The sequence below is a fragment of the Rivularia sp. UHCC 0363 genome, assembly GCF_034931125.1.
Lineage (GTDB): Bacteria > Cyanobacteriota > Cyanobacteriia > Cyanobacteriales > Nostocaceae > Rivularia.
Window position 1 is genome coordinate 1 of sequence record NZ_JAYGHM010000127.1, and the last position, 5079, is coordinate 5079.

Consider the following 5079-nt stretch of genomic DNA (forward strand, 5'->3'; position numbering starts at 1 on the left):
GATTGTGGAGCGGGTTTTGGGTGCAAATCATCCTCATACTGTGATTATTCGGAATAATTTTGAGAATTTACGCGCACAGCAACAGTAAGATGAGGATAATTCTTAATTTTTGTCATTGTCATTGCGTTCACGCAGTGTTCCCTCTTAGGGAAGGAGGAACGACGTTGCTGAAAGCTTCTCGAAGAGTAGCAATCGCAACATCTCGATTACGAATAAGTCAATGCGATTGCTTCGTTCCTCGCTTCGGACAGTTTGATATTAACTCGTTGGTAGTTGAGATGTTGGGATTGCTTCGTTCCTCGCAATGACGGTTTGACAGTTACTTGTTGGTGTTGAAGTTGTTGGGATTGCTTCGTTCCTCGCAATGACGGTTTGACAGTTACTTGTTGGTAATGACATCACAATAAACCGTCATACAAATCGCACCATTGTGGATTCATGCTATTGACTAAATCGATTTTCTTTTGTCTGGAACCAGCTTTGATTTGTTTCTCTCTTGTTATAGCGCTATTAATATCGGTAAAAATTTCGTAATAAACCAATTTATTAACGTTGTACTTTTTTGTAAAACCAGCAATTAATTTTTCTTTGTGTTCGTAAACTCTTCTAATTAAATTATTCGTAACACCTGTATAAAGTACGGTGTTATATTCATTTGTAATTATATAGATATAGTATTGATGGCTCATTGATTGTAATTAACTTGCTATAGATTTTACGTTGTCTTAAGCTAAGTTTGTTATTCTTGGGTCAGAAATACTTTTGCCTACATACATTTATAATCACTTAAATTCATGTTCAACTACACTAATAAACTAATTCAAGGTTGGAAAGAAAATGTAAGTCCCCGATTGTCCCCTTTATTATCATTTGTTTGGGTGGGTGGGTTTGCGATCGCAGTTTTTTCGCTGTGGGGATTTTTCCAAATTGCGGAAAAGGTATTTGCAGAAGAAACCGCAGATTTTGATACGGCGATTTTGCAAAGTATCTACAAATTACATACTCCTTTGCTAAATCAAATTATGACTGGTATCACATTCTTTGGGAATGGTTCAACATTAATTTTTTTAAGTTGTTTTGTAGGGATACTTTTATTAGTTAGTCGAAAATTTGCTAGTGCTTTTACTTTAGTTATCGTCGCGTTTGGGGGTCTGGGTTTAAATGCATGGCTTAAAACATTATTTGCACGAGTGCGACCTGCTTTATGGGAAAGGATTGTAGATGTTAACTCATTTAGTTTTCCTAGCGGTCATGCGATGGTTTCGTTAGTTATTTATGGTTTTGTGGGTTATTTGCTAATCGCTAATTTCCGTCCTTGGAGGGGTTTAATTTTATTTTTTACAACTTTATTAATTTTAGCAATTGGTTTTAGTCGTGTTTATTTGGGAGTTCATTGGTTAACAGATGTGATTGCTGGATATGCTGCTGGGTTAGTGTGGTTAATTAGCTGTATTTTTAGTTTAGAAATTTTACAATCTTTGTTGCGAAGAAAGAATCAACAAGCTGTTAACGATTGATTGATAAATTATTTGATTTGTTTGAATAAAAACCTAACTCTTGTCGATTTATTTTGTTTTAAATAAGGAGAATTTCCCCTTAAAAAAAATTATAAGTAGTGCGAGCATCTTGCTCGCTTTCGTTTAACCAGGACTTATACGATTGTCACAATACTAATTCATAAATACTATTGCAAAAACTTTGTTAACCAACTAGCAAAACTAACCCTATTAACTACGCTTAATCACTCATATCACATAAAATTATTATTTCAAAAACTATATATAAAAATTATTCATTGATACTTATACTGATAATTAAAAAAAAAGAAGAATAAAAATCACAATACAAACCTATTAGTTGGACAAGAGAATCGAAGAAATCAATTTCTTTTAAGGAAACCGAAGTGTTCCCCGTTACAAAATAATAAAAAGCACATCAAAAACCTTGAAAACCCTTATATAAAAACCAGTGAGTACATGGTAAGTTTTTCAAGTCCATTGTCTGCACTTTCCGCCCTACATAATGCATTTGCACTATTTAAACCCAGAACATATTCAGGAATTAGTCAATAGTAGTGGCATTGATTTACACCTGCTGAAGCTGAATTTTTGCTCTCTTGAAGACAGAAATGCTTACGATTATCTATTGATTTCGGAATTAATTCCCCGTACAAATACCGGAATAGTTAAGAGCTACTGGCTGGAGCGTTACGCTCATGTTAGTGCTGGTGGCTGGTGGTGTTCGGGGGTTGATGTGTTGAATAATTGGCACATGATGGAGTGGGGATGTTTCAAGCCTAACCAACCTCGTGTCAATCACAAAGGTAAGTCTATAAAATACGAACATCCACCCTGTACCCCAACGCGGATATTTTGTTTGCGGGTACCTTTGCAAATATGGGAGCAGGTAGCTCAGCGTTACAATGTCAAGCTACCCAAAAATATTACTATTGCTGAGGATGGAGCTGCTGTCGGCTTTTGGAAGTGGGTAATGGAATGTAATATACCCGTAATTATCTGTGAAGGTGTGAAGAAAGCAGCCGCACTTTTGACTCAAGGATATGCTGCGATCGCGATTCCTGGAATTACCAGCGGTTATCGGGTTATTAAAGATAAATTTGGTCAAGTTATCCGTCGTCAACTGATTGCGGATTTAGCAGCTTTTGGTATTACTAAACGTACTATTTATATTTGTTTTGATTTTGAAACTGAAGTTAAGAAAGTCAATGCTGTAAACAATGCTATATCTCAACTTGGTTTATTATTTCAGGAAAAAAACTGCCCGGTTCAAGTAATTGAACTTCCGGGGATGGAAAAAGGAGTTGATGAGTTTATTGTCGCTAAAGGTGCGGCGGCTTTTGATAAAATTTATAGTCAAAGTCTGGATTTAGAAGTTTACCTTGCCCATAGTAAACCCTATACTAATTTAACTGTTCCTGCGGCTCTGACTGTAAACTCTCGTTATTTAGGTAATATCCCTTTTCCAACTTCTGGATTAGTAGGTGTAAAATCCGCGAAAGGAACTGGAAAAACCACAGCCTTACAAGCAGTTGTTCAACAGGCTTTAGATATAAATAAACCTATTTTATTAATTACTCATAGAATCCAGCTAGGAAAATTTTTATGTGAAAAAGTGGGGATTAAATGGGGTTTAAGTCATAGAGAATGGGGAATTCAAAATAGGTCAATGAATTCTTCTACTGGATTATGTATTGATTCAATTTGGAAGCTCAATCCTTCAGACTGGGAAGGAGCGATAGTTATTTTAGATGAAGTTGAACAATCTTTGTGGCACCTGTTACATAGTAATACTTGTAAAGATAAACGAGTCAAGATTTTAAAGTTATTTCAGCAGTTAATTTCTACTGTTTTAACAACAGGAGGATTAGTTATTGCTCAAGATGCGGATTTATCCGATGTTTCTTTAGAATACCTCCAAAAATTAGCAGGGATAGAATTAACACCTTGGGTTGTTGTAAATCAGTGGAAACCGGAAAAAGCTTGGGATGTAACTTTTTATGATTCCCCTAATCCGACACCGTTAATTCAACAGCTAGAATTGGATTTACTTGCCGGAAGAAAATGTTATGTTACTACCGATAGTCGTTCGGGACGTTATAGCAGTGAAACCATCGAACGTTATTTAAAAGAACGTTTTGATAAATTACGACATTTATATCCTAAAACTTTAATAGTCAGCAGTCATACTACTAATACACCGGGACATGAAGCGGTTGATTTTGTCGCATCAATTAATCAAAAAATTCCCGAATACGATGCTGTTTTTGTCACTCCTACTCTGGGAACGGGAATCAGTATTGATGTGCGGCATTTTGATCGAGTTTACGGAATTTTTCAAGGGGTAATTCCAGATTCCGAAGCTAGACAAGCCTTAGCAAGGGTACGTGATGATGTCCCGCGTATTGTATGGTGTGCTAAGCGAGGAGTCGGTTTAATTGGTAGCGGTAGCACGAATTATCGATCGCTGTCTTTTTGGTATCAGGAAAATCAAAAAGAAAATTTGGCCCTATTGAGTCCAATGCATAAAATAGACGTTGATTTACCCTTAGTGTATGACCCAATTCATCTCAGAACTTGGGCAAAATTATCTTCAAGGGTAAATGCTTCTATTAACTTTTATCGTCAATCGATGAAAGAAGGTTTAACGGCTGAAGGACATAATTTATGGGTGCGTACCAATGATATTCAGAAGAACATTATTCGTGACTTACGCTATGCATTTTTAGCTACGGATAAAGAAGATTCCGCAACTCGGAGAAGATTGATTTTGGAAATTGTCAAAGTCAAAAGAGATTGGGAGCAAAGCCGTTATAAATCTCAAGAAATTAATCAGAATATCAAAAAAATCAAGCAGCAAAATCAACTAGCGGTAGCAACTGCTGTAAGTAATGCTCCAGATATAGATTATTTGGAATACGAACAATTATTAAAGAAACATTCTCTTACAGATGACGAGCGTTACAAAATCAATAAATACTTTCTCAGAAAAAGATACGGTGTAGAAGTTACCCCTCAACTAAAATTGCAGGATGAGAAAGGCTACTACTATCAATTAAGAACCCATTATTATTTAACTCACTCTAGCGACTATTTCCATATTCGAGATCAACAAGAATGGAATCAACAATTGTCATGCGGTGAGGGGAAAGTTTTTCTACCCGATTTAAGAATTTATACTTTGAGAATAGAAGCCCTCCGAGCATTGGGGGTATTACAGTTGCTCGAATCCGGTAAAGAATTTACTGAAAATGATGCGGATTTAATATTACTAAAAAATACCGTATTACAGTGCAACAAACATATTCAAAGAGCGTTGAATATTAATTTAGCAGTGGAAAAAGAACAGGTTTCAGCGATCAAGATTATTCGGCGAGTTTTTAGTTTATTCGGTTTGAAAATAAAACGGGTAAATAATGTATATCGGATCGATTCAGAAACTCTTGATGATGGAAGGGATGAAATATTTTCTATATGGCATCAACGAGATGAATTGATGTTAACTCATATTAAAAATATTGCTGATTCTAATATTGAAATGAAGGCTAAAGTTGCTTAGTCC

4 protein-coding genes are annotated in these 5079 nt (G+C 35.7%); 2 read left to right on the forward strand and 2 right to left on the reverse strand.

Annotation, left to right across the window (positions count from 1 at the left end; all coding sequences use genetic code 11):
• Positions 1–258: 258 nt before the first annotated feature.
• Together VB797_RS34320 and VB797_RS34325 are read right to left on the reverse strand one after the other, a co-directional pair.
• Positions 259–399 (reverse strand): hypothetical protein, encoded by a 141-nt coding sequence (locus VB797_RS34320; protein ID WP_323242282.1) that lies wholly within the window; start codon positions 397–399, stop codon positions 259–261.
• Positions 399–689 (reverse strand): GIY-YIG nuclease family protein, encoded by a 291-nt coding sequence (locus VB797_RS34325; RefSeq protein WP_323242283.1) that lies wholly within the window; start codon positions 687–689, stop codon positions 399–401. The genes VB797_RS34320 and VB797_RS34325 overlap by 1 nt, the downstream gene beginning before the upstream one ends.
• Before the next feature lie 105 nt (positions 690–794).
• On the opposite strand from VB797_RS34325, the gene VB797_RS34330 reads away from it, so the two are divergent.
• Together VB797_RS34330 and VB797_RS34335 are read left to right on the forward strand one after the other, a co-directional pair.
• On the forward strand, positions 795–1517 hold the full coding sequence (locus VB797_RS34330; RefSeq protein ID WP_323242284.1) for a phosphatase PAP2 family protein: 723 nt from the start codon (positions 795–797) through the stop codon (positions 1515–1517).
• A 505-nt stretch (positions 1518–2022) separates the two neighbouring features.
• A complete protein-coding gene (locus tag VB797_RS34335) occupies positions 2023–5076 on the forward strand; it encodes a plasmid replication protein, CyRepA1 family (protein ID WP_323242285.1) in 3054 nt (1017 codons plus the stop codon).
• Positions 5077–5079 lie beyond the last annotated feature (3 nt).